General features: G+C 70.6%; 3 protein-coding genes. 2 read left to right on the top strand and 1 reads right to left on the bottom strand.

Annotated features, from left to right (window positions below):
- Window positions 1–175 precede the first annotated feature (175 nt).
- A complete protein-coding gene (locus tag HTZ82_RS00775) occupies window positions 176–1,174 on the top strand; it encodes a Ku protein (protein WP_175407280.1) in 999 nt (332 codons plus the stop codon).
- Window positions 1,175–1,256: 82 nt separating this feature from the next.
- Here HTZ82_RS00775 and HTZ82_RS00770 read toward each other — a convergent pair whose 3' ends face one another.
- Complete coding sequence (locus HTZ82_RS00770) at window positions 1,257–1,982, bottom strand: TetR/AcrR family transcriptional regulator (protein WP_175407279.1); 726 nt, start codon at window positions 1,980–1,982, stop codon at window positions 1,257–1,259.
- 95 nt (window positions 1,983–2,077) lie between these two features.
- On the opposite strand from HTZ82_RS00770, the gene HTZ82_RS00765 reads away from it, so the two are divergent.
- Window positions 2,078–2,338: NAD(P)H-binding protein (locus HTZ82_RS00765; RefSeq protein ID WP_175407278.1), on the top strand; the 261-nt coding region annotated here is incomplete at its 3' end.

Genomic DNA, 2,338 nt, shown 5'->3' with positions numbered 1-2,338 from the left:
GCGGGCCCGGGAGGCGGCCCGTGCGGCGCGGAAGGCCGAGAAGCAGGCGGAGTGGGCCGCGGAGCACGTTCGGCGTGTACGGGAGGAGGGAGGTGGGCGGTGACGCGGGCACGTGGCGTAGGGGCGTAGGGGCGAGGGCAGTTGTCGAGCCGGCTGTGGAGTGAGGTGAGTGGTCATGGCGAGGCCGATCTGGACCGGGGTGATCTCGTTCGGGCTGGTCACGGTGCCCGTGGGCCTGTACACGGCGACCGAGGACCACACGGTCCACTTCCATCAGCTCCAGCGGGGAACCGGCGACCGGATCCGGCACCGCCGGGTCAACGAGCGCACGGGCAAGGAGGTCGATTCCAAGGACATCGTCAAGGGCTACGACCTCGGGGACGGTACGTACGTGGTGGTCGAGCCGGAGGAGCTCGATGAGATCGCGCCCGGCAAGTCGCAGGTCATCGACATCGACGGCTTCGTCGACCTGCGGGACGTGGAGCCGGTGTACTTCGGCCGTACGTACTACGTCGCGCCGCGCGGGGAGGAGTACGCCAAGGTGTACGAGGTGCTGCGGGCGGCGCTGGAGCGCGCGGACAAGGCCGGGATCGCCACGCTGACGATGCGCGGCAAGGAGTACCTCACCGCCCTGCGCGCGCAGTCCGACAACCTCGTACTGCACACGCTGCACTACCAGGACGAGGTCCGTGATCCGCGCAAGGAGACGGACCTGCCCGCGCGCCACAAGCCGCCGCGGCGGGAGCTGGAGATGGCGGAGCACCTGGTCGAGGCGCTGGCCATGAAGTGGGATCCGGCCGCGTACCGCGACACGTACGAGGACCGGGTGATGGAGCTGGTCGAGGCCAAGCGGGAGGGCCGGGAGGTCGTGGCGGAGGAGGAGCCGCCGGAGGCGACCAACGTCGTCGACCTGATGGACGCGCTGCGGCAGAGCGTCGACCGGGCGGCCGCCTCCAGGCGGGGCGGCAAGGACACAGGCAAGGGCAGGGGCAAGGGCAAGAGCAAGTCCGGGGGCAGGGGCAGGGCCGGGGTCGGCGCTCGGGCGGGGGCCGGGGGCGATCTGGCAGGGCTGACGAAGAAGGAGCTCTACGAGAGGGCCGCCGAGCGCGGCGTCAGCGGGCGCTCGGCCATGTCGCGCGACGAGCTCGTGGAGGCGCTGAAGGCCGCCGGCTAGGGAGTGTCCGGCGGATCATGCCGACATCGCGAGACCTTCGCCTTGGCTGCCCGCGGCCCAGGCATGATCCGCCGGGCACGACTTAGGTCCCCTGGCGCCGGCCCGATGCCCCGGACGCGGCAGGCCAGGGGCTCGCGTCCTCGTCCGGGCGCAGGGCGTCGAGGATGAGCGTCAGGCCGAAGGTGAACTCGTCGGCGTAGTCGTAGCCCGGCTTGAGGGCGTGCTCGGTCACCAGCTCGGTGAGGTGGGGGTAGGCGTCGGCGGGCATCTCGCGCAGGATGGCGCCGGCGACCTCGTCCAGCTCCGCCCCGCCGCTGAACGGCAGGCTCAGCTCCTGGAGTACGAAGCCGTACAGGTAGCTGTCGATCAGCGAGAAGGCGTGCGCGGCCATCGGGACGGAGAACCCTCCGGCGCGCAACGCGCCGATGACGGCGTCGTGGTGGCGCAGGGTCGCCGGACCGGGCCTGCTCCGGGAGTCCATCAGGCCGACGGCCCAGGGATGGCGCCGCAGAACGGCACGGGCGGAGACCGCGCGGTGGCGCATGGCGCTCTTCCAGTCCGTGTCCCGCGGTGGCAGGTCGATTTCGCCGAACACCGCGTCCACCATGCCGTCGAGGACGTCGTCCCTGCCCGCGACATGGTGGTAGAGCGACATCGCCTCGACGCCCAGCGGTTCGGCGATGGCCCGCATGGTGAGCGCGGCGGTCCCCTTCTCGTCCGCGACCGCCACCGCCGTGCGTATCACGCGTTCGCGACTGAGCGGGGTGCGCGTCGATGTCCGGCGCCTGCCTTTGCTTCTGTCGCTCATCCGCGCCCCTTACTTCTGGTTCCCTTGACCGCCTTACAGCATAAGGCTACCGTACCTTACGACATAAGGTAGACATTCCGGCGAAGGGCTGCGCCATGGGCACGGATCGCGTGAAGAAGGTCTGCATCATCGGAGCTTCGGGCAAGCTCGGGCAGTACATGGTCCGCCACGCGCTGGAACGCGGCTACGAGGTGGTGGGCGTGTGCCGGGAGCGCAGCGTGCCGAAGCTTGCCGCGTTCGAAGGCCGGATGACCGTCATTCCCGGACCCACGAACGATCCGGAGGTGATCCGGCGTGCGGTCGCCGGGTGCGACGGGGTGCTGACGGTGCTGGTGCCCTGGGGTGTGCAGCAGTAC

The organism is Streptomyces sp. TRM64462, assembly GCF_013362995.1.
In the GTDB taxonomy this organism is placed as follows: Bacteria; Actinomycetota; Actinomycetes; order Streptomycetales; family Streptomycetaceae; genus Streptomyces.
The sequence above is the reverse complement of the archived record's forward strand: the minus strand, read 5'-3'. Positions and strand labels throughout refer to the sequence as shown.

Excerpts from the sequence above, each read along its gene's own strand:
- HTZ82_RS00775 (WP_175407280.1), top strand. The coding sequence starts at position 176 with ATGGCGAGGCCGATCTGGACCGGGGTGATCTCGTTCGGGCTGGTCACG.
- HTZ82_RS00770 (WP_175407279.1), bottom strand. The coding sequence starts at position 1,982 with ATGAGCGACAGAAGCAAAGGCAGGCGCCGGACATCGACGCGCACCCCG.